We start from the raw sequence: 25,070 nt of genomic DNA, 5'->3' as shown, positions 1-25,070 counted from the left end.
GTTATTCCACCAGGATCAGGTCGACGAATTCCGGAGGGGCTGCCACGCCGTCCGAAACGCGGAGGATTTCAATGCTCAGTGTGCCCGGCGCGGGGTCCGGCAGTGCAAAGCGGCAGATCGTGTCGAAGGCGGTGCGCACCTCTGCCGCGACCGGGTCGCAGGCAATCGCGGCGGCCATCGGATCGTCACCGACGAAGATATGCACGGTGTCCGCCCTGAACGCGTTGATCTGCAGCGCGACCGAAGTGGGCCTCTGATCCTCGACCGGGCGCCAGGCCACCGGCACCAGGCCGGTATTCGCCTCGCAACTGTCCAGCCGCCCCCGGACCGAGATCTCGCCCTCTGCGGCTTCGCGCAGGCGGTCGGGGTAATCGGTCGGGTAGGGCAGGCCGGTCAGCCCCCCGGGCACGTCGGCAAGGTCGTAAAGCCTGCGCGACTGGTACAGGCCGTCTGCGCTGATGACTTCCACGCACAGGGTCCGCCCCGACCAGGCCGGGTCCAGGGCGACGGCAAGCCGGGGCTCCGGATCCGTGCTTTCGGGAAGCAGCAGGGCACCGACAACGACGACGCCGGACACGGTTGCGGCCTCTCGCAGGGTTTCCTGCCAGTCCTTCAAAACGACGGTTTCAGCCTTGCACGGTGCCCCGAGAGCCGCAACTATCGCGATGCTCAGGAGTGCCCCATGCCGCATCGAAATCTCCCCATGCCCAATCGCCTGAAACATGCGCTTTCCAGTATGTTTTTGATGATATCATGTCTTTTCGCGATGGGAAGCGGTGTCTCGGCGCAGCCGGTTGCCCTGCGGTCGGGCGAGACCGGGCAGGGTTTCCTGTTTGCGCATGCGGGCACCTGCTATGTTGTTTTGCCCAGCCATGTCGCACGGGGCGAATTCCGCGCCCAGGTGATCGCAGAGAAGGGGCGCTCGGCCCGGGCCAGCATTCGCACGCCGTTCTGGCCCGGAGTGGACCTTGCCCTTGGCATTCTCAGTCGCGGCGGAGGTCTTTGCGAGACGCAGCTGGGCGATCTTGCGGGGCCGCGCGGAGCGGTGGCCCACAAGACGTCGGGGGCCTTGGTGCTGGTCGGCACGGATGGCCGGGTCGAGCGGCTGCCGATGGATATCACCCGGATCGGCTACCTGGACATCGAGGCGCGGTTTGCCTCTGCCGGGGCCGCAACAGCCAGACAGGGCATGAGCGGGGGCTTTCTGCTGGTCGACGGGGTGCCCGTGGGCATGGCTATCGATACGACGGGGGGCGACACGTTGCGCTTCATGCGCGTCGAGGAAATCCACATGAACCTGTCGCGGCTGCTGTCGACGCAGGCGGTCTTCGCCGCCGCCACCACGGCGCCGGCTGCGTCACCCGAGGCGGCGACCGCGCGGTCGGGGCTGGCCCTCGGACCTCGTTTCGGCAAGCGCCGTGGCCATCGGCCCCGGCCACATGGCCGAAAACATCCTGCTGCCCGAGGCGGCCTATGTGTTCGAACCGAAGGGCCCCGCGGTCATCGATCTGCTGCTGCGGGATGCAGAGGCGCTGTCGCAGCTGGAGCTGTTGGCCGGGGTCGAAGAGGGGCAGGCCGTGCCGCGCCGGGTTCTGATACAGGTCAACGCCAGTCCCGAGGGCGGACGCTGGCGGACCTTCTGGTCGGGCGAGATGCCGCTGGATGGCGTGCTGGACACCGGACCCCGGCTTGGCACCTCGGCACGCCGCCTGCGCATCACCATCGCCAGCGCCTGGACTGCGGGCCCCGTGCGCCTGGACAGTGTGACCGTAAAATAGGATCAGCGCGATATCGGGATTTCGACCGGAACCGGTGCAATATTGCGATTGAGCTGAACAACGCCAACCAGCTTCGCATCGTCCGAAATGGTCAGCTCGCTCCAGTTGTTGTCGAAATTGAGGATGATGGCATCGTCCGAGACTGAAACCGCGCAGTTGGAATAGGACTTCCAGATGTAGCAGTTGCGGTCAGCGTCGAAGGCCCCGACCACGTAGCTTGTTGTTCCGATGCCCTCAGCGTTCATCGTGCCTTTGAAATTCCCGATGTAGCGCGCGACCTCTTCGGCGCGGTCCTTCCCGGCCATGAAGCGGAACACGAGGGTTGGCTCGGTCTTGATCCATGTTTCAAAGGCTGTCCGCCTCACCCGGGCATCGGTGCTGTAAATCCCGAAATCCAGCGCCAGCCGTTCCAGCTCCGGGTCGCCCGAGCCCAGCATGATCTCCATCGCCTTGAGCGCGCGGCGCGGGTCGGGGTCATTCAGAAGCGCGGCATATTCGTCGAGCCCGGACATTTCCGCGTCGATCTGGCTGGTGATCTCGGCCACCGACAGGGACTGCGCGCCCGCCAGTGTCCCGGAGGCAATCAGAAGTCCGGCAAGAATTGCTTTCATGGTCATGGCCTCACTCGCTCAGCCGCATCGTCAAGGCCAGCGGGCCAAGGTCTTCCCGGTACCGTAGCGTGCTGTCATGGTCCCGCCAAGCGCGCCGTCATCCCCAAGTTCGAGCACGACCCATTGGCGCGGCGTGTTGTTGTCCGAGCTGACGAGCTGAAGGCTGACCGTCGTCGCATTGACCCGGAGCAGGCAAAAATCGGGCGCATCGAGGTTCAGATAGCAGCCCTTTTCGTCGTTCCACGCGCCGATCTTCAGGCTCAGGCTTGCGCGGTTCTTCGCGCCGACCGACCCGCGATAGCCGCGCATCAGGGCGTTGTAGGTCTCGATCTGATCGTCTTTGACGGTCTCGGATCCATCGAAAAAGAGATCCAGAGACGGCGTTCCTGCAAGGAATGCCTTGAGCGCAGTCTGCCGAAGATTGGCGTCCGCACTGTAGATGCCGACGGACAGGGCCATCTGAACCAGCGTCGGGTCGCCGGATTCCAGCATGATCTGCAGGGCCGCCATGGCGCGCTTGGGGTCGGGGTTTGTCAGATAGGACTCGTAGCCAGAGAGCGTGCCGGCGCGCTGGTTGACCTGCGCCTCGAAATCTTCAAGCGAAATGCTCTGGGCCACGGCGGCCTGCGCCGCGACCGTGCCGGAAATCCAGAGGGCATACTTCAGGTGCCGGACAGCGGCCCTTGTTCGTGAGATGGAGAAAAGCAATGCGAGCTCCTGCAAATGATAGCGTGAGGCTAGGCAAGTGCCGGGTGTTTCTCAAGCGGCAAGGCCCGGTGCCGCCGCAGTTTTCACGCCGGGGCACCAGTGCCCAAGCGCCTGCGCAGGGCCTTTGTTCAGGGTGAAGGCCGTGGGCTGCATGGCGGCAAGAGGCTGGCGCAGGCCTTCCGCGACATCCGGCGGGACAATCCGCACCGGGCGGTTCCCGCACTTGCACTTTGCCGCGCCCGAACCGCGCCCCGCCGGAGGCTGGCGCCGGTCGGCGGGGGCGATGTTGACGTCCCGACCCCATTGCAGGTGGGTTTCCATCGCCTGCCGCGCCTCTGCGCAGGACCCGTCGAGGATCGCCAGAACCACCTTCTCGTGCTGTTCGACGTTGGTGGCCAGCCGGTCCGGGTGGGTGCGGTGGATATACTTGGACAGGCGGTACATCTTGTCCCGCATCTGCGCCAGCGCGTGGACCATCTCGCGGTTACCGTACATCTCGGCCAGCGTGCTGTGAAAGGCCAGGTCGAGGCGGTGATACTCCAGCGTGTCGCCGGTCGTCGCCGCGCGGCGCTGGTCGGCGATCAGGGTCTTGAGCGCCTGGGCCTGCACCGGCCGCACCTGTCCGGCAAGACGGCCGGCGATGAAGGGCTCCAGCAGCATCCGCACCTCGAAGAAGTCCATCACCTCGCGATAGGTGATCTGCGGGATGCGCACGCCGGATTTCGGGATCATCTCGACGATGCCCTCGGACCGCAGCCGCTCGACCGCCGAGCGCACCGGCGCCAGCCCCATGTCCAGCTCTGCGGCAAGGAAGCGTTCGGAGTAGATCACCTCCGGATCGTCCGCATCCAGCAGCAGCTGGCGGATCGTCTGGTAGGCCTGGTCTTTCTTCAGCGGTTTGCGCGCCGGATCTGTCATGGTTCCTCGGTCTTCTGCCCGGTCGGGCGGGGTGGCCCAGCCTGCGCCGGGCCTGCCCTCGGGATCAAGAGGCGGCGGGCAGGACCGGGGGTGTCTGGGTCCGAAAGGTCACGCCGCCGTGACGTCATGCCCGGGGCGTGGGGGCCGCCTCGACGCCCTCGCGCTCGAACATCAGGCCGGCGGAAAGGAAGCCGCCGTCGACGTTCACCGTGGTCCCGCTGACATGCGAGGCCTCGTCCGAGGCCAGGAAGGCCACCATGAAGGCGACCTCTTCGGGGGTGCCGTAGCGGCGCTGCGGGATCAGGTAGTGATAGGCCTCGCGGGTCTTGGTGTCATGCTGTTCCACCGCCATCTGCGTGGCGATGGCGCCCGGCGCCACGTTGTTCACAAGCACGCCCTTGGCGGCCAGTTCCACCGACATGACCTTGGTCAGCAGTTCCAGCCCGGCCTTGGACGACCCATAGGCCGAGCGTCCGATGCCGCCGCGCTGGCCGGACAGGGACGCGATATTGATGATCCGCCCCGACCCGTTCGGCAGCATGTGCCGCACCGCCGCCTGCGCGCAGAGGAAGGCGCCGATCAGGTTGACGCCGATGATGCGCTCCATGTCCTGCTTCGTGGTTTCCGGGAACAGCTTCGTGGTCGAGATCCCGGCATTGTTCACGAGGATGTCCAGCCCGCCGAATTCCTGCACCGCGGTCTCGGCCAGCCGGGCCGCGTCGTCCTCGGAGGAGACGTCGATGCGGAGGCCGACCGCCTTGCCGCCACCGTCGCAGATCGAGGTCGCGACGGTCTCTGCCGCGGCGCCGTCGATATCGGACACGACCACCGCCGCCCCCTTGGCGGACAGCGTCCGCGCGATGGCCTCGCCCATGCCGCGCCCCGCGCCGGTGACCGTGGCTATCTTGTTGTTCAGCATCTTGCTTCTCCTCCGAAATCCCTTGGCGAGCAGGGCCCGGGCGCCGGGCCGCGTCATCAACCGCCTTGACTCCGGTTTTATGAAATGTCAGTGAAATGTCAAGCGATGCGGATTTGGAGGTTCGTATCCGCAACCATGGAGGAGAAAGAGACCATGACACTTCGCAATGCCTTCCTCGCCGCCACCCTGTTGGGGGCGCTGGCGATCCCGGTTTCCGCCGAAACCGTGTTCAAGTTGGGGGCTGTCGGCTCTCCGGGGACACCCGAGGTCGACGCGGCCCTGCGCTTCGCCGAGATCGTGGCCGAGCAGAGCGAAGGGGAATACCGCGTCGACGTGCTGCATTCCGGCCAGGCGGGCGGCGAGCGCGAAATCGCGGAGGGGCTTCAGTTCGGCACCTCGGACTTCGCCATCCTCGGCGGCATCGTGCAGAACTTCGACCCGGCCCTGATGATCGTGGAATGGGATCTGCTGTTCAAGAACAACGACCACGTGCGCGCGGTCATGAACGGCCCCATCGGTGACGACATTTCGGACCGGCTCAGCCAGAACCTCGGCGCCCGCAAGATCGCGACGCTGATGCGCTCGCCCCGGCTGCTGACCACCAACGCCGAGGTCAACGAGCTGGGTGACATCGCGGGCATGAAGGTCCGCGTGCCGGAAATGCCCGCCCGCATCGCCCTGTGGAAGGCGCTGGGGGCGCAGCCGACGCCCATGGCCTTCCCCGAGGTGGTTCCGGCGCTGCAGCTGGGCACCATCGACGGTCAGGAAAACCCGATCGGGCTGATCACCTCCACCGGCATCGACGAGGCCGTCGACTACCTTGCCGACACCAAGCACCTGTACGGCTTCATGTTCCTGCTTGCCGCCGAAAGCGCATGGGACAGCATCCCCGAGGGCGACCGCGCGATCTTCACCGAGGCCGCCGAACAGGCTGCCGCCTACAACGACGAGCTTGTCGAGGCCTCGGTTCAGGAGGGCATGGCCAAGGCCGGCGAGAAGATGACCGTGACCCGGCCCGACCTTGCGGCATGGCGCGCCGCGACGGCGGAGGTCTACCAGCAGTTCTCGGACGTCGAGGGCTTCACCGACCTGTACACCCGCATCGTCGAGGCGGGTCAGGACTACTGACAACGCAGGCGGCGGCTTCGGGCCGCCGCTTCCGCAAGGGGCCGTTCCATGTCCATCCTCCGCTTTCTCGATGCCTTCTTCGTGCGCGGCCTTGCCACGCTCTGTGGGCTGCTGTTCGCCGTCATGCTGGTGGCGATCCTCGGACAGGTCCTGATGCGCTACGCCTTCTCGGCGCCGCTGTCGTGGTCCGAGGAGCTGGCGCGCTACACCATGGTCTGGCTGGCCATGCTGGCCTCGGCGCTCTGTGCGCGCAAGGGCCAGCACCTGGCGCTGATCGGGGCAGAGATGCTGCCGCCGCGCCTGCGCCTGCCGCTGCGCCTGATCGGCACGGTGATCGCCTGCGCGATCCTTTCTGTCCTGTTCTGGCACGGCTGGGACCCGGCAGAGCGTGCCATCCGCCAGCGCACGCCGGGCCTTGGCCTGTCGATGTCCTGGATCTATGCCGCCCTGCCCACCGGCTTTGCCCTGATGATCCTCGGCCAGCTTCTGGGTCTCTTCGTTCCCGAAGAGCCCGCGCCCGCCGAGCCCGCCGCACACTGAGGTTTCCCCATGCCCGTTGCCCTGTCTTCCGTCACAGGTTTCCTTCTGCTTGTGCTCGGCATCCCCGTGGCGCTGGCGCTGGTCGCCATCCCGATGGTCTTCCTCTTTGCCGATCCGACCATCCGCACGCCGATGCTGGTGATCCCGCAGAAGATGTTCGGTGCCATGGACAGCTTTCCGCTGATGGCGGTGCCCTTCTTCGTGCTGGTCGGGCAGGTGATGAACACCGGCGGCATCACCAACCGCATCTTCGACTTCGCCAATGCGCTGGTCGGCCATTTTCGCGGCGGTCTGGCACAGGTGAACATCGTCGCCAGCCTGCTGATGTCGGGCATGTCCGGCTCTGCCGTGGCCGATGCCTCGGGCCTTGGGCAGGTGGAAATCGAGGTGATGAAGAAAGAGGGCTACGACCCGGGCTTTGCCGCCGCCGTCACCGCCGCCTCTGCCACGGTCGGCCCCATCGTGCCGCCGAGCATCCCGCTGGTGATCGTCGGCGCCATCACCAATACCTCGATCTCGCAACTGCTGGTGGCGGGGCTGCTGCCGGGCCTGTTGATGACCGCTGCCATGTGCCTGCTGGTCGCCTACATCGGGCGCCGGGACAACCTGCCGACCCGGCTCGCGCGCCACGGTCCGGCACCTGCTGGTGACCTTCGCGCGCTCCGCCCCCGCGCTCTTTGCGCCGGTGCTGCTTGTCGGGGGCATCCTGATGGGGGTCTTTACGCCGACCGAGGCCAGCGCCGTGGCCGCCGCCTATGCCATCCTGATCGCCTGCTTCTGGTATCGCGAGCTGTCGCTGCGCGGCCTCTGCACCGTGCTGTGGCAAAGCGCCATGACCGTGGGCGCGATCTTCCTTATCATCGCGGGCGCCGCCGCCGTGTCCTGGCTGCTGACCTGGCTGGGCGTGCCGCAATCGCTGGCCGCCAGCCTGTCCGGGCTGGCAGAGACGCCCGCGCTGCTGATGCTGGTCATGATCGGCTTCCTGCTGGTGATCGGCTGCTTTCTGGAAAGCAACGCGGCGCTGATCCTTGTGGCGCCCCTGCTGGTGCCCATCGGCCTCAGCGCCGGCTTCGACCCGGTCCACATGGGCACCGTCATGGTGCTGGTGCTGATGCTGGGGCTTGTCACGCCGCCCGTGGGGATGAACATGTTCATCGTCATGTCGATCGCGAAGATCTCTCTGCGGCACTACCTGCGCGCCATCTGGCCCTTCTTCGCCATCCTGCTGGTGGCGGTGCTGATCGTGGCCTTCGTGCCGCAGATCTCCCTGATCGTCCCGCAATTGCTGCTGCGCTGAGGCCCCCATGTCCGACCGCTTTTCCGCCGACTACATCCTGCGCACCCGGGGCGACGCCGCCCGCACCGCCGAGATCGCGGCACGGCGAGCAATCCTCGGGCACCTTCGTCGCCATCCCCGGCGAGGACGCGGCGCTGAAAGAGCGGTCCGCCGCCCGGGTCGAGCTGCTGGAGCAGGTCGAGGATCCGGGCACGCCGGTGCAGACCGGCAGCGCGGGCGACGGGCCGGTGACCTCTTGGAGGATGCGGATTTCCTGGCCGCTGGAAAACATCGGCCCCTCGCTTCCGAACCTCGTGGCGACGGTGGCGGGCAACCTTTCCGAGCTGAAGCAGGTGGCCGGGCTGAAGATCACCGCGCTGGACCTGCCCGAGGCCTTCCTGAAGGCCTACCCCGGCCCGGGTTTCGGAACCCTTGGCACGCGCCGCCTGACCGGGGTCGCGGATGGCCCGCTGATCGGCACCATCGTCAAGCCCTCGGTCGGGCTGACGCCCGAGGGCACCGCCACGCTGGTCGATGCGCTCTGCGCCGGCGGCATCGATTTCATCAAGGACGACGAGCTGCAGGCGGACGGCCCCTTCTGCCCCTTCGAGGGCCGTTTCGCGAAGGTGATGGAGGTCATCGACCGCCATGCCGACCGGCTGGGCCGCAAGGTCATGTATGCGGTCAATATCACCGGCGAGGTGGACGAGATGAAGCGCCGCCACGACATCGTGGCCGCGCGCGGCGGCACCTGTGTCATGGCCAGCCTGAACTCGGTCGGGCTGGCGGGGCTGACGGCGCTCCGGCGCCATTGCAGCCTGCCGATCCATGCCCACCGCAACGGCTGGGGCATGCTGGGCCGCCCCTCGGACAGCGGCTGGTCCTACCCGGCATGGGCGACGCTCTGGCGCGTGGCAGGGGTCGACCACATGCATGTCAACGGCATTGCCAACAAGTTCTGGGAGCCGGACGAAAGCTCTGTCGCCTCGGCCCGCGCCTGCCTGACGCCGCTGCATCCCGACCACCCCCGCACCGTCATGCCGGTCTTCTCCTCGGGGCAGACCGTGCTTCAGGCGGACGCGACCTGCCGCGCCATCGGCTCGACCGACCTGATCTTCTGCGCGGGCGGGGGCGTCGTGGCGCATCCCGACGGGGTCGCCGCCGGGGTGCACGCGCTGCGCGCCGCCCGGGAGGCTGCGGTTGCGGGGATCCCGCTGGAACAGGCCGCGCGCGACGACGCGCGCCTTGCTGCCGCGATCCGGGCCTTTTCCTGAGGGCAGGGCGCTTTGCCCCGGGGCGATGCTTCGCGCGTGCAGGGGTGGTGTCAAGGCTCGGCCAACGGCGCGCAGGGCGGGCGTCCGCGCGCCGCCGCGAACCGCCGGGGTGGTTGCGCCTGTGCCGGTGCCGATACCCGTGACAGGGGCGAGCCGGTGCGGCGCCGTCCCGTCCTACGCTTTCCGATGGCCGGGCAGGGCGGCGGCGCGGACCTCGGGCCGTGGTGCCTGCCGCCACCAGCCCCGGGTCGTGCGTCATCTCCGCCGCGGGGATCGCCCGGCCTGTGCGCTGCCTGCTCTGCGCTCGCGAAGCGGTGCCAGCGATGCGCCGAGACCTTCGGGTGGCTTAGGCGCCCCAGGCGGCGGGCGGCAATCCATGCGGCCCGCCCGCGAGTCGGTTGAAATGGTAAGGTGGCGTTGAGGCGAAAAAAGGGCCCCAGGCGCTATCGCCTCGGGGCCCTTGTTTTTTGGTTGCGGGGGTAGGATTTGAACCTACGACCTTCAGGTTATGAGCCTGACGAGCTACCGGGCTGCTCCACCCCGCGCCAATGTTTGGGTGAACTATTGTATTCCTCCGGGGTCCGCAAGGCCCCCAGAGACGGAATTGTAAAATTTTTTCGACAGGCGCGCGGAGCGGCGGAAACGGTCAGGGTGAGAAGGGGGCTGTGGCGTGGCAAGGACGGCTTTGGCGGGGCTGTTCGGGGCGTTTCTGCCCCGTGACCCGGGCGGCGGGACGTCTTGCGGCGTGTAATCGCCTGCCAGCGGCGGCATCCGTTGCCTGCCGCGCACCGATGGGCGACCTGCGGTTTACAGTAATCGAAAAATGTTCAACTGCAGTTCACACTTCAGGGGGTGCGCTGTATAGGCATGGCCCAGCTGGCCCGTTCCAGCGGTCGTTTCGGGAGGACAAGCCCATGTACGCAGCACATCCGCGCCATTCGTGGCGGTCGGCAGGCGTCCCTGCGGGCCGTTGCCGCCACCTGCAGCGCCGTTCTTGACCGGGCCTTCCTCGGGGCTAGGAAAAAGGGACAGGGGCATGGATCTGCGCGACCTGAGTTATTTCGAGACCATCGCGACCACCGCCACCTACGAAGAGGCGGCGGACCGGCTGGGCCTGACCAAGCAGGCGCTGACCAAGGCGGTGCGGCGGCTGGAGCAGGATCTGGGCGGCCCGCTTTTCCTGCGCGAGGGGCGGGGCAAGGCGATCACCCCGCTGGGCGAGGTGCTGCTGGAACGCGCGCGCCGCCTGCGCCTGACCGTCAGCGATATCGAGCGCGAGTTGCGCGGCCATGCGCAGGGGCTGGCGGGCGTGGTGCGGATCGGCGGCGGCACCACCTCGGTCGAGAACCTGCTGCCCGCCGCCTTCCGGGTTTTGAACGAACAGGCGCCGGGTGTGCGCTTCGAGCTGTCCATCGGCATGGCCGACGCGCTGAAGGACAAGCTGCGGCGCGACGAGTTGGACATCATCGTCTCGCCCTGCCACGGCGAGGACGAGACCGAGTTCGACACCCAGGTGGTGCTGCGCGACGAGGTCATCCTTGCCACCAGCCCGCGCCACCCGCTGCTGCAGCGCGGGACGCTGCGGATAGAGGACCTGGCCGAGGCCCGCTGGGCGCTGCAGTCGCAGTCGCTTTCGTTGCGGGCCTGGCTGGACGCCGCCTTTACCACGCATGGCTTCCCGGCGCCGACCCCGCTGATCGAATCCGATTCCATGATCATGCTGCACCGGATGGTCGAAGAGATGCAGCTTCTGACCTTCTGCGCTCGCTACATGCGGCGCGCGCTGGTGGAGCTGCCCTGCCCGCAGGTCACCATGCCGCGCAACTTTGCCCTGATGACCCGGCGCGACGCCTATCTGCCGCCCGCCGTGCATCTGCTGAAATCCGTGATCCTCAAGACCGCCGACCTGTCCGGCGGTCTGACCCCCTAGACCACCGGGCGGCGCAAGGACCGCCCGCCTACAGGAGACCCAGACCATGAACATCGCCTTCATCGGCTTCGGCGAGGCCGGTCGCGCCTTTGCCGACACGCTGCTGCCCGCCGGTCACAGCATCGCCGCCTACGACCTGATCGACAGCACCGAGATGAAAGAGGCCATGACCGCGCGTGGCATCCGCGCCGCCGCGAGCCCCGCCGAGGCCATCGAGGGCGCGCGCTGGGTGATCGCCGCCGTCACCGCCGACCAAAGCCTGAACGCCGCGCGCTCGGTGCTGCCGCACCTGGTGCAGGGGCAGGTCTACATCGACATCAACTCTGTTTCGCCGAACCGCAAGCGCACCACGGCGGCAGAGGTCGAGGAGGCCGGGGCGCGCTACATCGACATGGCGGTGATGGCGCCCGTCCACCCGCGCGGCCACGCGACGCCGGTGCTGCTGGCCGGGCACGAGGCCAGCACCCCGGGGGCGGAGTTCTTCGAGGCGGGCTTCAAGGGTGAGGTGGTCGAGGATGCGCCGGGCGCGGCGACGGCGATCAAGATGGTGCGCTCGCTCTTTGTGAAGGGGCTGGAGGCGATCACCGTCGAGGCGATGCTGGCCGCCAAGGCCTCGGGCTGCTTCGAGCGGGTGCTGACCTCGCTCTCGGGCAGCTTCCCGGGGCTCGATTGGCCCAACAATGTCTCGTACAATTTCGAGCGCACGCTGCGCCACGGCAAGCGCCGCGCGGCAGAGATGGAGGAAAGCGCCGCCACCCTGACCGACCTCGGCCTGAACGGCGCGCTGGCGGCAGAGGTGGCGCGGGTGCAGTCGCTGATGGGCAACCTTTCGGCGGACGACATCCCCGAAGGCGATCTGGAAGCCGCCGTCGGCGAGATCGCGGCGCTGCGCCGGGGTGAGGGGGAAGCCGCTTCGAAGCGGCTTCCAACGCTCTTCGAAGAGCGTTTCGAAAGGCCCTTCACAGGGCCTTTCCTTTTGCATCAGCCGGTCACATGCCGTGCGATTGCCGCGCCCATGGCGGCGGTGTCGGCGCGGCTCGCCCTGATCCGGGGTGCAGGTGTCCGGGCTGGCAAGCGCCGCGTCCAGCCCCGCGCGGATCGCCTGCGCGGCCTCGCTGAAGGCGGCAGTGTCCTTGCGCCCCGCCAGCCAGTCGAAGAGCATCGCGACCGAGCCCACCAGAGAGGCCGGATTGGCCCGCCCGGTGCCCGCGATGTCGGGGGCCGAACCGTGCTGCGCCTGTGCCATGGCATGCGTCTCGCCCGCGTTCAGCGAGGCCGCGAGGCCCAGCCCGCCCGCCAGCTCCGCCGCGAGGTCGGACAGGATGTCGCCATACATATTGGTCGTGCAGATCACGTCGTAGCGCCCGGCGTTGCGCACCAGATGCGCGGCCATCGCGTCCACCAGCACCTCGTCATAAGCCACGCCGGGGTGCAGCGCCGCCACCGCCCGCACCTCTTCCAGGAACAGCCCGTCCGAGACCCGCAGCACATTGGCCTTGTGCACCGCCGTGACGTGGCGCGCCTCGCGCGTCAGGGCCAGCGCAAAGGCGGCCTCGGCGATCCGGCGCGAGGCGCGGCGGGTGACCTTGCGCACCGCCAGCGCCATGTCCGCGTCGGGCAAGAGCTCGCCCGAGCCCTCGGCCATGTTGCGGTCGGCGTAGAAGCCCTCGGTGTTCTCGCGCACCGTCACCAGATCGACCGGCTGGCCGGTTGCGCCAGAGGCGCCCGGGGGCGTCTTGGCGGGGCGGATGTTGGCGAAGAGGTCCAGCCGCTTGCGCAGCACGCCCGAGGGGTTCAGCCCGCCTTCGGCCACCGGCGGGTAATCGTTGTGCGAGACCGGCCCCAGCACCACGCCATCCGCCGCCAGCGCCGCCTCGATCACCGCCTCGGGGATGGTCGTCCCCGAAGCCTTCAGCGCGGCAAAGCCGATCTCGGCGCGCTCGATGTGCAGGCCGAGGGCGAACCGCCTGTCGGCGGCCTCCATCACGGCGCGGGTGGCTGCCGTGATTTCCGGGCCGATGCCGTCGCCGTCCAGTGTCAGGATCGTGGTCATTTGACCCCCCTGTCGCCCGCGTCCTTCACCAGCGCGGTGAAGCGGTAGAAGCCGTGCGCCATCTTCGAAAACGGCGTCAGCAGGAAGAAGGCCAGCACCGCGCCCAGATGCACCGCCAGAAGCGGCCCGGTCAGCCCGGTGCCGCGCACGGCGTAAAGCACCAGCCCGGTCAGCCCGACGAAGCCCAGCAGCCAGATGAAGGCGGCGGCGCCGCTTTCGCGTGCGGGGGCGCCAAGGTTCGGATCGGCCTTGCGCTTCAGCATCACCATGCCGATGCAGCCCACGACCAGAAGCAGCCCGCCGGACACGCCCAGCAGCTTCGGCAGCGAGAAGAAGCCATAGGGCGCCTGCATCCCGAAGGCGTAGTGCATGATGGTCGCGGTCGAGGTCGAGGCGAAGCACAGCAGGAACCCGTACATGATCGCCTGATGCACATGGCGGCGCCCGTTCGAGAAGCGGTCTTCCTTCTCGAAGTTGCAGCCCTGTCCCTGTCCGCCGTCGAGGTTCTTCATCCGCGCCGCCGAGGCGCCCGCCTCGCGGATCATGCCCCATGTGACGCGCCCGCCGCCGACTTCGCGCCAGTAGCGCCGGATCGAGACGGCGATCGACAGAAGCGGGAACAGGAAGGCGGGCAGGAAGATCGCCACCATGGCGTTGTGCGAGAGGTAGGCGTAGAAGCCTTCGCCACTGCCGGGCAGGGCGGTGACCGCGAGGATCATCAGCGCAAAGCCCACCGCCAGCGCGCCCGCCACCGCCGTGCCGCTGCGCTGGAACAGCCGTGCCAGCCCGCCGGGCCGGGCCAGCCGCTCCCAGCTGTCGACGCGGGCATCGGCCAGCGCGCGCGGCAGGTTCAGCGCCCATTCGTTGGGTTCGGTGTACTGGCAGGCGTAGTAGCAGCCCCGGCAGTTGTGGCAGAGGTTGGCCAGCTGGGTGATGTCCCCGTCGGCAAAGACCTTCTCGCGGGTGATGGCGGGAAAGACCGAACAGAAGCCCTCGCAGTAGCGGCAGGCGTTGCAGATCTCGACCTGGCGGCGGGCCTCGGTGATCGGATCGTCCGAGATCAGCCCGGGGTCGGTTTGCAGGGTCACGTCAAGCGACATGTTTGGCAGCCTCCTGTCCAGCGATGCGGTCGAAGACGGTGCCGATGGTCATGCCGAATCCGGCCAGGTAGCCCTGGCCCAGGATCGAACCGGCCATCATCTCGCCCGCGCTCCAGATGTTGTCATATTGCCCCTCGGGCCCCGAGACCCGCGCCCGCTGATCGACCTTCAGGCCGAGGTAGGTGAAGGTCACGCCGGGGCGCAGGGAATAGGCGTAGAAGGGCGGTTCCGCGATGGCGCGCGCCCAGTTGGTCTTGGGCGGCTCGACCCCCTCGGTCGCCAGCCCGTCCAGTTGCTGCGGGTGGAAGGCCCCTTCGCGGCAACCGGCGTTGAAGGCCTCGACGGTGGCTGTCAGCCGGTCCACCGGCAGGTCCAGCTTCTGCGCCAGCCCCTCCAGCGTATCGGCGGAGAAGGGCGGGTAGACCGAGGGCATGAAGAGGTCGATCGACCGGCTGTCGATGATCGAATAGGCCACCTGATCGGGCTGCGCGGCCACCAGCCGCCCCCAGATCGCGTAGCGCTTGGGCCAGACGTCCTCGCCCTCGTCGTAGAAGCGTTCGCCGTTCTTGTTCACCACGACCGAGAAGGGCACGCAGTCCAGCCGCGTGGCGATGCCGCCGTCGTATTTCGGCGCGCGACCGTCGATGGCGACGGCGTGGCATTGCGTCGGGTCGCCCACGGATTGCGCGCCCTGATCGATCATGTCCTTCAGCACGACGCCGCGGTTGTAGGGCGTGCCGCGGATCAGGAAGTTGCGCGCCGCTTCGCCCCAGGCGCGGGCCAGCCAGTCGATGTCCGACTGGAAGCCGCCGGAGGCCAGCACCACCGCGCGCGCCTTGATGCTGTGCAGGGCGCCCTCGGCCTCGACCTCGACATGGGTCGCCGCGCGGCCCTCGATGCCGATGTGTTTCACCTGCGCCTCATAGAGCACCTGCACGCCCAGGTCCTGCGCGGTCAGGTAGTAGGCATTCACCAGCGCCTTGCCGCCGCCGAGGAAGAAGGCATTGGTCCGGTCCAGCGACAGCGTGCCCGACAGCGATTTCTGGAAGCGCACGCCGTGGTCCTGCATCCAGGGCAGGCAGTCCTGCGAGTAGCGGATCGCCATGCGGGCAAGGCCCTCGTCGGTCTCTCCCTTGGTGACGCGCAGGAGGTCGTCGTAGAACTCTTCTTCGTCGTAGGTTTCCACCAGCGGGCCGAGCGCGCCGTGGTGCATGCAGCGAAAGTTGCGGGTGTGGCGAGAGTTGCCGCCCCGATATACCTTGGGCGCGCCTTCGAGGATCAGCACGCTGGCCCCCGTCTCGGCGGCTTCGATGGCGGCGCAGAGCGCGGCATTGCCGCCCCCTGCAATGACGACATCCCACGCGCGCGCGGCTGCCTGTGTAGCGTTCATTCCATTCCTCCGGGTGCTGGCCTTTGCGGGGTTCCGCGGCTGGCCCCTTCGTCCTTGCCGCCTCGTGGCGGCTGTGGTCCGTCGTGACGGGGCAGGGGCGGCGGTGCCGCAAGATTCCTGTTCCCTTTCTGCATCCGATAGAATACACTTGGATACAAATGCGTCAAGACACACCTTCCCCCCGCTTTACCCCGATGGCCCATTGGCTTGGGACGCTGGCCATTGCCGGTGCCGGAACGCTGTTTTTCTGGTCGCTGTCCTTGCCGCTGCCCTTTCTCTTCGGTCCGATGACGGCCTGCCTGCTGGCGGCGCTGCTGGGCGCGCCGCTGAAAGGGGTGGGGCCGATCTCCAAGGGCGCGCGGACGATCCTCGGCGTCGCGGTGGGGGCCTCGATCACCCCGGAGGTGGTCCACCAGATCCCGAACATGATGGCATCGGTGATGTTCGTGCCGCTCTATGTCGCGGTGATCGGGCTTGTCGGGGTGCCCTACTTCCACCGCATCTGCGGCTTCGACCTGCCGACCTCTTACTATGCCGCGATGCCCGGCGGGCTGCAGGACATGGTTGTCTTCGGGCAAGAGGCCGGGGCGGACGTGCGGGCGCTGTCGCTGATCCATGCGACGCGGGTGCTGATCATCGTCACCATCGCGCCCATCGTGCTGACACAGCTATTCGACCGGCTCGCTGATCCAGCCCATCGGCGCCCCGGCGGCGGATCTTCCCGTCGTCGAGCTGGCGGTCATGGTGGCGGCGGCGCTGATCGGCTGGAAGGGCGGGGAGCGCATCGGCCTCTTCGGGGCCAGCATCCTCGGGCCGATGATCGTGACGGCGGTGCTGTCGCTGTCGGGCGTGATCGAACACCGCCCCCCGCGCGAGGCCATCGTCGCCGCGCAGTACTTCATCGGCATCGGGATCGGCGTGGGCTACGTCGGCGTGACGCTGCTCGAGATCCGCAAGGACGTGCTGGCGGGCATCGCCTTCGTCGGCATCCTTGCCGTGCTCACCGTCATGGTGACAGAGATCGTGGTCGTGCTTGGTTTCGCCAATCCGGTCGAGGGCTTTTTGTCCTTCGCGCCGGGCGGGCAGGCCGAAATGACCGTGCTGGCCATCGTGGCGGGCGCCGACCTCGGCTTTATCGTGGTCCATCACCTGACGCGGATCGTGCTCGTCATTCTTGGCGCACCGATCTTCGCGGCGTTCTTCAAGGTGCGTGGAAGGGGCGGCGACACGCCAGGGTAGAATGAATATTCTGCATCAGACCATTCCATAAATGAGTTTGATTAACTTGGCGCCGGGTGACATTTTCAACAGGCAGCCCGGTTGTGTCGGTTCGCTGTACAGTTGACCGACGTTCCGGGCGGATGAACAACGGGAGGACATCCATGAAACTTTCTTCGATTCTGTCGACCGCGGCCTTTGCGGCAGGTGCGGTCGCGTCCGCGTCGGCGGTGCATGCGCAATCCTACGAAGGCAAGACCATCGAATACGTGATCCCCTTCTCGGAATCCGGCGGTTCGGCGAAATGGGCGAACTTCTACGCGCCCAAGCTGGCGGCGGCGCTGCCCGGCAGCCCGACCATGGTGGTGCGCTACCGTCCCGGCGCCGGTTCGACCGAGGGTGCCAACTGGTTCCAGAGCCAGCAGGATGAAGGTGACGGCCTGCTGCTCTTCGGCGATTCCGGTTCCACCAAGTTCCCCTACCTGCTGGGCGACCCGCGGGTTCGCTACAAGTACGAGGAATGGCAGCCGGTCGTGGCCTCGGCCACCGGTGGCGTGGTCTACCTGCCGCCGGATCTGGGCGAGAAGTTCGACGGCGACATGGACGACCTGAAGGATCCCTTCTACCTCTATGGCTCGCAGGGCGCGACGACGCTGGACCTGGTTCCGCTGCTGGCGTTCAAGATGCTTGGCATGCAGGTCGATCCGGTCTTCGGCGTCGAGGGGCGCGGCGACGGCCGCCTGATGTTCGAGCGCGGCGAAGCCAATATCGACTATCAGACCTCCTCGGCCTATCTCGCCAACGTGCAGCCGCTGGTGGATGACGGCCTTGCGGTGCCGATCTTCACCTGGGGTGCGCTGGACGAGGAAGGTGTGATCGTGCGCGACCCGACCTTCCCGGACATGCCGACCTTCAAGGAGGTCTGCGAGGCCACCGAGGGCTGCGAAACCTCGGGTGTGGCATGGGATGCGTGGAAGGCCTTCTTCGTGGCGGGCTTCGCCAACCAGAAGACGATCTTCCTGCCGCAGTCGGCCAGCCAAGAGGTCTATGACGCCTATGTCGCCGCCGCCAAGGCGGTGGTCAGCGCAGAGGGCTTCGCCGAAGAGGCAGAGACCACGCTGGGCGTCTACCCGCAGATGACCGGTGCCGCCGCTGTCGAAGCGACGCGTCAGGCGACCTCGATCTCTGACGAGGCCAAGCAGTACGTGCTTGACTGGCTGATGGAAGACTACGGCATCTCCGTCCAGTAACCCCGTCCTCCGGGACACCTCGTCCCGTCCGGCCCGCGTGCCGGACGGGATTTTCCCAATTCCAGCCGAACGGAGACAGCCATGTTCGCGCAAGCCCTGCCCGAGCTGGGAGAGGCCTTTGCCCTCATCTTCCAGCCAGCCCAGATCATGTACCTTCTCGGAGGCGTGCTTCTCGGTCTCTCCATCGGCGTTCTTCCCGGGCTTGGCGGCATCGCCGGGCTCGCCCTTGTCCTGCCCTTCATGTACGGCATGGACCCGGTCGCGGGTCTTGCCCTGATGGTCGGCCTGATCGCGGTCATCCCGACCTCGGACACCTTCTCCTCGGTGCTGCTGGGCATTCCCGGCTCTTCCGCCAGCCAGGCCACCGTGCTGGACGGCTTTCCGCTGGCGAAACAAGGCCACGCGGCGCGGGCGCTTTCGGCGGCCTTCACCTCGTCGCTGTTCGGTGGCCTCTTCGGCGCCTTCATCCTGACCTTCATCATTCTGGCCGCGCGCCCGCTGATCCTTGCCTTCGGCCTGCCCGAGATGCTGATGATCACCGTGCTGGGCCTGTCGGTCGTGGCGATCCTTGCGGGCCGGGTGCCGCTGAAGGGTGTCGTCGCCGCCGGGCTTGGCGTGATGGTCGGCACCGTCGGCTCTGCCCCGGCGGGCGGGTCGCTGCGCATGTCGAGCTATGAGCTGCCGTATCTCGTGGACGGGCTGCAACTGGTCATCGTGGGCCTCGGCATCTACGCGATCCCGGAAATCACCTCGCTGCTGCGTCGGGACCGCCCGATTGCAGAGGGCGGTTCGCTGGGCGACGGCTGGTCGCAGGGCGTCAGCGACTGGTGGCGCAACAAGTGGCTGTCGCTGCGCTGCGCCGTGATCGGCGTGGTCGTCGGCATCATCCCGGGCCTCGGCGGGTCGGTCGTGGACTGGCTGGCCTATGGCTCCGCCGTGCAGACCGCCAAGGACCGGTCGATGTTCGGCAAGGGTGACATCCGCGGCGTCATCGCGCCGGAATCCTCCAACAACGCCAAGGAAGGCGGGGGCCTCGTGCCGACGCTGATCTTCGGCATCCCCGGCTCGGGGTCCATGGCGATCTTCCTCGGCGGCCTCGCGCTGCTGAACATGACGCCCGGCCCGCAGATGGTCCGCAACAACCTCGACATCACCTATACCATCGTCTGGTCGCTGGCGCTGGCCAACATCTTCGGCGCGGGTCTCTGCATCCTGCTGTCGAACCAGATCGCAAAGCTGACGACGATCCGCTTCACCATCCTCGCGCCGTTCCTGTTCATGCTGATCGGCTTCGCGGCCTTCCAGTCGCGCCAGTCGGCGCTGGACCTCGCGGCGCTGGTGGCCATCGGCATCTTCGGCATCCTGCTGCGCCGCTTCGACTACTCGCGGCCCGCCTTCCTGATCGGCTTCGTGCTGTCGACGCAGACGGAGATCTTCGTCAACCAGGCGGTGCAGATCGCCGGGGCGCGCTTCCGGCGCTCGGCAGAGGCGGGCTGGGATTACATCCTGTCGCCCATCACCATCGGCCTGCTGATCCTGACCGTCATCTCGGTGGTCGTCGGCATCCGCGCCTCGAAGAACATCCGCGAGAACATGGACGCGCCCGCCGTGTCCAAGACCGCGCCGGCGATCTTCCTTGGCGCGATCACGCTGTACCTCGTGGTGTCGATCTTCGACGCCTGGGGTGTGGGCCGCCTGCAGGACAAGATCTTCCCGCTGACCGTGGGCCTCGTGACCCTTCTCGGCGCGGTGGTGCTGCTGATCCGCATGGCGGTGAAACCGGCCACCGACGACGTCTTCATCGACCTTGAAAAGGGCGAGGACGGCGAGGCGCCGCACGGGCTGTGGACGACGCTGGCCTGGTTCGCCTCTCTGGTCGTGATGACCTTTGTCTTCGGCTACATCATCGCGCTGGTGCTCTTCCTTGTCGCCTTCTTCCGCAGCCGCGGTCGGTTTGGCTGGAAGACCACCATCCTCTCCACCGCAATCGGGCTGGCCTTCATCATGGGTCTTGCGGCCATCCTCGGGCGTGACTTCCCGCCGGGCTACCTGCAGACGCTGATCGACCTGCCCTGGCCCTTTACCTGAGGTTTCCCATAACCATGTCCCAGACCGGCATTCCCTACCTGTTCCTGCGCGGCGGCACGTCGCGCGGGCCCTACTTCCGCCGCGAGGACCTGCCGCAGGACCGCGACCACCTTGCCCGGGTGCTGATTGCCGCCGTCGGCGCGGGCCACCCGCTGAACATCGACGGCATCGGCGGCGGCAATGCGGTGACCACCAAGGTCGCCATGCTGTCCAAGTCCGAGCGTGACGACTGCGACGTCGACTATTTCTTCGCGCAGGTCGCGGTGGAGAAGGAAGAGGTCGACTTCAAGCCGACCTGCGGCAACATCCTGTGCGGTGTCGGCCCCGCCGCGCTCGAGATGGGCCTCGTGCCGATCACCGGGCCGGAAACCATCGTGCGCATCCACGCGGTCAACACCGGCGCGGTGATCGAGGCGGTGATCCAGACCCCCGAGGGCGCCGTCAGCTACGAGGGTGAGACCGCCATCGCCGGTGTGCCCGGCACCGCGGCGCCGGTGCGGCTGGCCTTCATGGGCACCGTGGGCTCGGTCACAGGCGCCCTGTTCCCGACCGGCAACAAGATCGACGTGATCGACGGGGTCGAGGTCACCTGCATGGATGTCGCCATGCCGGTGATGATGGCCCGGGCCGAGGATTTCGGCCTGACCGCCACCGAGACCGCCGCCGAGCTCGACGCCAATACCGCCTTCTTCGAGCGCGCCGAGGCGATCCGCCTGAAGGCGGGCGAACTGATGGGCCTTGGCGACGTGTCCAAGTCCGTGACGCCGAAGATCGCGATCCTTGCCAAGCCTTCGCAGGGCGGCACCATCGGCTCGCGCTACTTCATGCCCTGGGCCTGCCACCCCTCGATGGCGGTGACCGGCGGCCAGTGCATCGCCGCCTGCGCGATCACCCCGGGCACCGTCGCCGACGGCCTTGCGCAGGGCGTGGATGGCGATGCGCCGCTTCTGGTGCAGGTCGAACATCCCGCCGGGCTGCTGGACGTGCTGATCGACTTCGACGCCACCCCCGAGGGCCCGCAGATCAAATCCGCCGGGCTGGAGCGCACCGCGCGCCTGATTGCCCGGGGCGAGGTCATGGTGCCGACCCGGGTTTTCGCCGCAGAATGATGCAAAGCCCGCTTCGGCGGGCTTTCTCTTGCCCTGCGTAATTGTATACTCGGGGATACAGATGGCGACACGCCGGAGGCGGCGGCCCGCAGGGGCGGTCGGGCGTGTCGCGAGCGTTCCGCTGACGGGGGCGCGACGAGAGAGGAGATGCCCGTGTCCAGACATGTATTCGAACACCTTGCAGAGACTGTCGCGAATGAGCAGGTCGAGACCTGCTTTGCCCTTCTTGGCGATGCCAATATGAACTGGGCCACGGCGCTGGCGGGGCTGGGGACGTCGATGGTCTACGTCCGGCACGAACATTGCGCCGTCGCGGCGGCCACCGCCTATGCGCGCAAGTCCGGCCGGATCGGGGTGGCCACCGTGACCTGCGGGCCGGGGCTGACGCAGGTGCTGACCGCGCTGCCCGCCGCCGTGCGCGCTGGCATCCCGCTGGTGATCTTCGCCGGAGAGGCGCCGCTGGGGGCCGCCTGGTACAATCAGGCCATCGATCAGGCGCCCTTTGTCGAGGCAACCGGCGCCAGCTACCACAGCCTGCACCATGTGGCCCGGATGCCCGCCGCCATCCGCGATGCCTTTGTCGAGGCGCGCGAGACCCGGCGCCCGGTGGTGGTTGGCGTGCCCTTCGACCTTCAGGGCCAGATCGCGCCCGAAACGCTGAAACAGCCGGTGCCCTCGCGCGATCTGGCGCCGCGCCCCGCGCCGATGCCGCCGCACCCCGCCGACGTGGCCGTGGCCTGCGACCTGATCGCGGGCGCCCGGCGCATCGTCGTGCTGGGCGGTCTGGGGGCCGAGGCCTCTGGCGCCGCCGGGGCCTGCCGTGCGCTGGCAGAGCACATCGGCGCGGTGGTCACGACCTCGCTTCCCGCGCGCGGGATCTTTCACGGCGATGTCTTCGACATGGGTGTCTGCGGCGGCTTCAGCAGCACCTTCGCCCGCGCCTGTTTCGCCGAATCCGACCTGCTGATCGCCGTCGGTTGCAGCCTGACGCAGCACAACATGGACAAGGGCAAGCTGTTCCCCAAAGCGCGCGTGTTGCAGATCGACACCGCCATGCGTGCCATGAACCAGGGCCTTGCCGTGGCCACCGACCACCTGCGCGGCGATGCGAAGCTGAGCGTCGAGGCGCTGCTCGACCGCCTGCCGCCGCAAGCCGGCTGGCGCACCGAGGCCATGGCGCGCCGCATCGCCGGGGCGCCCTCTGACACCTGTAGCTTCCCGCCCGAGGCGGGGCTTCTCGACCCGCGCGACGTCGTCAGCGCGCTGGACGCGGCGCTGCCCGGCGACTGGCAGATGGTCAATTCCTCCGGGCATTGCTCCTTCTACTTCGCCCATATGCGCCGCCCCTTCGAGAAATTCCTGACGATCCGCGAGTTCGGCGCCATCGGCAACGGCACCTCCTACGCCATGGGCGTCGCCGCCGCGCGCCCGGGCGAGACGGTGGTGCTGCTGGACGGAGACGGCAGCCTGCTGATGCATGTGCAAGAGCTGGAAACCATGCGCCGCCACGGGCTGAACATCGTGGTCTGCGTGCTGAACGACGGCGCCTATGGCTCTGAAATCCACAAGCTGCGCGACGAGGGCCTGTCGACCGAGGGCGCTGTCTTCGGCCATGTCGACCTTGGCGCCATCGCCCGGGGTTTTGGCGGAGAAGGCGCGCGCGTCGACGACCTTTCTGCGCTGCCCGATCTCGTGGCGGGCTACAGGGGCGGCCTTGCGGTCTGGGATTTCCCGATCTCCGACAAGGTCGCCAACCCGGTTGTGCGCCGCGCCCATCCGGGCGGCCACATCGGCACCGAACATCCCGTAGACATCACGGAGCTGCTATGAAGATCCATATCCTCGACGACTGGTTCGACACCCTTCGGACCCTGCCCAGCTTTGACCTGCTGAAGGGCCATGACGTCACCGTCTGGACCGACCACAGCGAAGACGTCGATACGCTGGCAGAGCGCCTTGCCCCCGCCGACTGCCTTGTGCTGTTCCGCGAGCGCACGGCGATCACCGCGCCCCTGCTGGAGCGGCTGCCGAACCTGCGCCTGATTTCCCAGCGCAGCGTCTACCCGCATGTGGACGTGCCCGCCTGCACCGCGAACGGCGTGCTGCTGTGTTCCAACATGCACTCCGACACGCCCTCCATCGCGGCGGCGGAACTGACCTTCGCGCTGATCCTGTCCTCGGCGCGGCAGATCCCGCAGCAGATGGCCTCTTTGCAGGCCGGGCGCTGGCAGATGGGCGTCGGCCAGACGCTGGCGGGGCGGACACTGGGCCTTTACGGCTACGGGCGCATCGCCAGTGCAGGTCGCGGGCTACGCGCGCGCCTTCGGGATGCGGGTGGTCTGGTGGGCCTCCGAGGCGGGCCGGGCCCGCGCCAAGGCGGACGGAGAGACCGTCGCCGACAGCCGCCACGCCTTCTTTGCAGAGGCGGATTTCGTCTCTGTCCACGTCCGGCTGAAGCCCGAGACGCGCGGCATCGTCACCGCCGAAGACCTGCTGGCCATGAAGCCCTCGGCCAGCTTCGTGAACACCGCGCGCTCCGGCCTCGTGGCCAAGGGCGCGCTGGAACAGGCGCTGGCGGCGGGCCGCCCCGGGCGCCTTGCGCTGGACGTCTTCGACAGGGAACCGCTGACCGATGCCGCCGATCCGCTGGTCAACCACCCCGCGGTGATCGGCACGCCGCATATCGGCTACGTCACCGAGGACGAGCTGGACCTGCAATTCGCCGACATCTACGACCAGATCAATGCCTATGCCGACGGGACGCCGATCCACATGATCAACCCCGGGGTCTGGACTGGGGCTCGGTGTTGAATTCCAGATGATCGGCGAAGCGGTTCAGAAGCTCCGCCTCGATCCGGGCAAGGGTCTCTGTCGCATTGGTCGACAGCGGCACCGCCCGGCGCGAGACGATGCCGATGGTGCGGTCCAGCCGGATGCCCTCGAAGGGCACGGCCACAAGGTCCGCCGGGGCCATGGTGATCGAGGAGCGCGGCAGGATCGTCAGCGCCGCGCCCGCATTCACCAGCCGCATCGCCATGATCGCGTTCTGCACCTCGAAGTGCCAGCGGATCTTGTCCTTCATCTCGCCCATCGCCACGTCCAGCAATTGCCGGTTGCGCGACTGCGAGAAGATCCGCGCCATGGGCACGCCCAGCAGGTCGGTCAGCGCCACGCTCCCCTTCTGCGCCAGCGGGTGGTCGCGGCGCACGAAAAGCACGTAGTCCTCGACGAACAGAGGCCGAAGGCGCAGGTCCGACAGTTCCGCCGAGACGATGGTGATGCCGAATTCCGCCTTGCCGCTGCGCACCGTCTCGGCGATGCGCGTGACCGGGATGTCGAGGATGTGGAAGCCCATGTCGGGGCGTTCCGCCATCAGGTCGGAGAGCACGGCGGGCAGGATGGTGTTGGCGATCGAGGGCAGGCAGGCAAAGGACAGCCGCTTGGCCTGCCGCTGGGCCCCCGCGCGCACGCTTTCATAGGTGTCCTGCAATTCCTTCAAGAGGCGCCGGGCCTCGGGCAGCAGGCCCTGACCCAGCGCGGTCAGGGACACCTCGCGGCTCGACCGGGTCAGCAGGACATTGCCGAGGTCGTCCTCGATCTTGCGCAGACGGTGGCTCAGCGCCGCCTGACTGAGGTGCAGCGCCTCTGCCGCGCGCTGGAACGACCCGTAGTCGGCAATCGCCACGAAGGCTTCGAGCCCCAGATAATCCACCCGCATCGACAGGGCCCTTTCGCTTATTGCGCGCGGACCCTATCCCAAGCCCCGAGGGAGGCAAACCG

21 protein-coding genes, 1 tRNA gene and 5 pseudogenes are annotated in these 25,070 nt (G+C 67.7%); 16 read left to right on the top strand and 11 right to left on the bottom strand.

The features are described from left to right. Position 1: 1 nt before the first annotated feature. A complete protein-coding gene (locus ABFB10_RS07185) occupies positions 2 to 616 on the bottom strand; it encodes a hypothetical protein (RefSeq protein WP_347165993.1) in 615 nt (204 codons plus the stop codon). Positions 617 to 1,418: 802 nt separating this feature from the next. Here ABFB10_RS07185 and ABFB10_RS07180 point away from each other — a divergent pair. After that, the gene (locus ABFB10_RS07180; RefSeq protein ID WP_347165992.1) at positions 1,419 to 1,778 is read left to right on the top strand and encodes a hypothetical protein; all 360 of its coding nucleotides are present in this window, start codon (positions 1,419 to 1,421) and stop codon (positions 1,776 to 1,778) included. Between the two features lie 2 nt (positions 1,779 to 1,780). Here ABFB10_RS07180 and ABFB10_RS07175 read toward each other — a convergent pair whose 3' ends face one another. From ABFB10_RS07175 to ABFB10_RS07160, 4 genes are all read right to left on the bottom strand, one after another. After that, a complete protein-coding gene (locus tag ABFB10_RS07175) occupies positions 1,781 to 2,389 on the bottom strand; it encodes a hypothetical protein (protein WP_347165991.1) in 609 nt (202 codons plus the stop codon). 30 nt (positions 2,390 to 2,419) lie between these two features. Continuing rightward, the gene (locus tag ABFB10_RS07170; protein WP_347165990.1) at positions 2,420 to 3,097 is read right to left on the bottom strand and encodes a hypothetical protein; all 678 of its coding nucleotides are present in this window, start codon (positions 3,095 to 3,097) and stop codon (positions 2,420 to 2,422) included. A 51-nt stretch (positions 3,098 to 3,148) separates the two neighbouring features. Beyond that, positions 3,149 to 4,015 carry a GntR family transcriptional regulator gene (locus ABFB10_RS07165; RefSeq protein ID WP_347165989.1) on the bottom strand — a complete coding sequence of 289 codons (867 nt, stop codon included), beginning with the start codon at positions 4,013 to 4,015 and terminating at the stop codon, positions 3,149 to 3,151. Between the two features lie 124 nt (positions 4,016 to 4,139). Continuing rightward, a complete protein-coding gene (locus ABFB10_RS07160) occupies positions 4,140 to 4,934 on the bottom strand; it encodes an SDR family NAD(P)-dependent oxidoreductase (RefSeq protein ID WP_347165988.1) in 795 nt (264 codons plus the stop codon). A gap of 153 nt (positions 4,935 to 5,087) precedes the next feature. Between ABFB10_RS07160 and ABFB10_RS07155 the strand changes: the two genes are divergently transcribed. The 5 genes and pseudogenes from ABFB10_RS07155 to ABFB10_RS07135 all read left to right on the top strand — a co-directional run bounded on the left by ABFB10_RS07155 (position 5,088) and on the right by ABFB10_RS07135 (position 9,152). Further along, positions 5,088 to 6,062 (top strand): TRAP transporter substrate-binding protein, encoded by a 975-nt coding sequence (locus ABFB10_RS07155; RefSeq protein WP_347165987.1) that lies wholly within the window; start codon positions 5,088 to 5,090, stop codon positions 6,060 to 6,062. A 48-nt stretch (positions 6,063 to 6,110) separates the two neighbouring features. Further along, complete coding sequence (locus tag ABFB10_RS07150) at positions 6,111 to 6,602, top strand: TRAP transporter small permease (protein ID WP_347165986.1); 492 nt, start codon at positions 6,111 to 6,113, stop codon at positions 6,600 to 6,602. A gap of 9 nt (positions 6,603 to 6,611) precedes the next feature. Continuing rightward, positions 6,612 to 7,160, top strand: a pseudogene (locus ABFB10_RS24020) (TRAP transporter large permease subunit); the annotation flags it as partial. Positions 7,161 to 7,164: 4 nt separating this feature from the next. Continuing rightward, positions 7,165 to 7,899, top strand: a complete 735-nt coding sequence (locus ABFB10_RS07140) for a TRAP transporter large permease subunit (RefSeq protein ID WP_347167959.1) — start codon at positions 7,165 to 7,167, stop codon at positions 7,897 to 7,899. A gap of 197 nt (positions 7,900 to 8,096) precedes the next feature. Continuing rightward, positions 8,097 to 9,152 (top strand): RuBisCO large subunit C-terminal-like domain-containing protein, encoded by a 1,056-nt coding sequence (locus ABFB10_RS07135; RefSeq protein WP_347165984.1) that lies wholly within the window; start codon positions 8,097 to 8,099, stop codon positions 9,150 to 9,152. 468 nt (positions 9,153 to 9,620) lie between these two features. Here ABFB10_RS07135 and ABFB10_RS07130 read toward each other — a convergent pair. Beyond that, positions 9,621 to 9,697, bottom strand: a tRNA-Met gene (locus tag ABFB10_RS07130). Positions 9,698 to 10,188: 491 nt separating this feature from the next. Between ABFB10_RS07130 and ABFB10_RS07125 the strand changes: the two genes are divergently transcribed. Together ABFB10_RS07125 and ABFB10_RS07120 are read left to right on the top strand one after the other, a co-directional pair. Next, positions 10,189 to 11,082 carry a LysR family transcriptional regulator gene (locus ABFB10_RS07125; RefSeq protein WP_347165983.1) on the top strand — a complete coding sequence of 298 codons (894 nt, stop codon included), beginning with the start codon at positions 10,189 to 10,191 and terminating at the stop codon, positions 11,080 to 11,082. 46 nt (positions 11,083 to 11,128) lie between these two features. After that, a pseudogene (locus ABFB10_RS07120) lies at positions 11,129 to 11,836 on the top strand (NAD(P)-dependent oxidoreductase); the annotation flags it as partial. 303 nt (positions 11,837 to 12,139) lie between these two features. On the opposite strand, the pseudogene ABFB10_RS07115 reads toward ABFB10_RS07120, so the two are convergent. From ABFB10_RS07115 to ABFB10_RS07100, 4 genes and pseudogenes are all read right to left on the bottom strand, one after another. Then, positions 12,140 to 13,135, bottom strand: a pseudogene (locus ABFB10_RS07115) (isocitrate/isopropylmalate dehydrogenase family protein); the annotation flags it as partial. After that, entirely contained in the window at positions 13,132 to 14,235 is a 1,104-nt protein-coding gene (gene tcuB, locus ABFB10_RS07110) for a tricarballylate utilization 4Fe-4S protein TcuB (RefSeq protein ID WP_347165982.1), read from the bottom strand. The gene tcuB and the pseudogene ABFB10_RS07115, both read right to left, overlap by 4 nt. After that, positions 14,225 to 15,625 (bottom strand): FAD-dependent tricarballylate dehydrogenase TcuA, encoded by a 1,401-nt coding sequence (tcuA, locus tag ABFB10_RS07105; RefSeq protein ID WP_347165981.1) that lies wholly within the window; start codon positions 15,623 to 15,625, stop codon positions 14,225 to 14,227. Before tcuA ends, tcuB begins: the two co-directional genes overlap by 11 nt. Positions 15,626 to 15,788: 163 nt before the next feature. After that, the gene (locus ABFB10_RS07100) at positions 15,789 to 16,052 is read right to left on the bottom strand and encodes a hypothetical protein (RefSeq protein ID WP_347165980.1); all 264 of its coding nucleotides are present in this window, start codon (positions 16,050 to 16,052) and stop codon (positions 15,789 to 15,791) included. On the opposite strand from ABFB10_RS07100, the pseudogene ABFB10_RS07095 reads away from it, so the two are divergent. The 8 genes and pseudogenes from ABFB10_RS07095 to ABFB10_RS07060 form a co-directional block, all read left to right on the top strand. Continuing rightward, positions 15,937 to 16,263, top strand: a pseudogene (locus ABFB10_RS07095) (AbrB family transcriptional regulator); the annotation flags it as partial. The gene ABFB10_RS07100 and the pseudogene ABFB10_RS07095 overlap by 116 nt on opposite strands. A 103-nt stretch (positions 16,264 to 16,366) precedes the next feature. Next, positions 16,367 to 16,864, top strand: coding sequence for an AbrB family transcriptional regulator (locus ABFB10_RS07090; RefSeq protein WP_347165979.1), 498 nt, complete (start codon positions 16,367 to 16,369; stop codon positions 16,862 to 16,864). Between the two features lie 143 nt (positions 16,865 to 17,007). Next, entirely contained in the window at positions 17,008 to 18,093 is a 1,086-nt protein-coding gene (locus ABFB10_RS07085) for a tricarboxylate transporter (RefSeq protein ID WP_347165978.1), read from the top strand. A gap of 81 nt (positions 18,094 to 18,174) precedes the next feature. Further along, entirely contained in the window at positions 18,175 to 20,181 is a 2,007-nt protein-coding gene (locus ABFB10_RS07080; RefSeq protein WP_347165977.1) for a tripartite tricarboxylate transporter permease, read from the top strand. 14 nt (positions 20,182 to 20,195) lie between these two features. Next, positions 20,196 to 21,290: a 4-oxalomesaconate tautomerase gene (locus ABFB10_RS07075; RefSeq protein WP_347165976.1), complete on the top strand. Its 1,095-nt coding sequence runs from the start codon at positions 20,196 to 20,198 to the stop codon at positions 21,288 to 21,290. 153 nt (positions 21,291 to 21,443) lie between these two features. Then, positions 21,444 to 23,120 (top strand): thiamine pyrophosphate-binding protein, encoded by a 1,677-nt coding sequence (locus ABFB10_RS07070; RefSeq protein WP_347165975.1) that lies wholly within the window; start codon positions 21,444 to 21,446, stop codon positions 23,118 to 23,120. Beyond that, positions 23,117 to 23,530: pseudogene (locus ABFB10_RS07065) on the top strand (Rossmann-fold NAD(P)-binding domain-containing protein); the annotation flags it as partial. The gene ABFB10_RS07070 and the pseudogene ABFB10_RS07065, both read left to right, overlap by 4 nt. A 55-nt stretch (positions 23,531 to 23,585) precedes the next feature. Then, positions 23,586 to 24,101 carry an NAD(P)-dependent oxidoreductase gene (locus ABFB10_RS07060; protein WP_347165974.1) on the top strand — a complete coding sequence of 172 codons (516 nt, stop codon included), beginning with the start codon at positions 23,586 to 23,588 and terminating at the stop codon, positions 24,099 to 24,101. Here the strand turns inward: ABFB10_RS07060 and ABFB10_RS07055 are convergent. Further along, on the bottom strand, positions 24,067 to 25,008 hold the full coding sequence (locus ABFB10_RS07055) for a LysR family transcriptional regulator (protein WP_347165973.1): 942 nt from the start codon (positions 25,006 to 25,008) through the stop codon (positions 24,067 to 24,069). The two genes, ABFB10_RS07060 and ABFB10_RS07055, sit on opposite strands and share 35 nt — an antisense overlap. Positions 25,009 to 25,070: the final 62 nt, after the last annotated feature.

The organism is Ponticoccus litoralis (assembly GCF_039769985.1).
In the GTDB taxonomy this organism is placed as follows: Bacteria; Pseudomonadota; Alphaproteobacteria; order Rhodobacterales; family Rhodobacteraceae; genus Ponticoccus; species Ponticoccus litoralis.
Note: the sequence above shows the minus strand (reverse complement) of the source record. Positions and strands in the feature narration are given on the sequence as shown.